This window comes from Actinomycetota bacterium (assembly GCA_005774595.1).
In the GTDB taxonomy this organism is placed as follows: Bacteria; Actinomycetota; Coriobacteriia; order Anaerosomatales; family D1FN1-002; genus D1FN1-002.
The window spans coordinates 1-312 of sequence record VAUM01000503.1 but is presented as its reverse complement, the minus strand read 5'-3'; the positions used below and the strand labels follow the sequence as shown (position 1 = coordinate 312).

Below are 312 nucleotides of genomic sequence, written 5' to 3'. Positions count from 1 at the left end.
CTCGCGCTGCTCGTGCTCGAACAGTTTGGCGCGCTCGAGCGAGCGCGCGGCGAACTCGGCGAAGCGCTCCACGCGACCGATGTCGGCCGCTGCCAGCCGGCGATCCGCGTCGGTGAAGCCGAGCGAGACGACGCCGATGATCCGGCCATGGTCGCGCAGCGGCGCCGAGATCGACGCGACGACCGGCTCCTCGCCAACGCTCGGCCACGCCTCGCCGCCGGTCTGGAGGATCGACCTTCCCGTCGCGGCGACGCGCCCCGGGATGCCGTCGCCCACGCGGCAGGTCGCCCCGCGCGCCACGGTCCGGTTGGG

Annotated in this window: 1 pseudogene (only partly in view); it reads right to left on the bottom strand. The window is 75.0% G+C overall.

The features are described from left to right. A pseudogene (locus tag FDZ70_11275) lies at window positions 1-312 on the bottom strand (GAF domain-containing protein) (it extends 156 nt beyond the left edge of the window).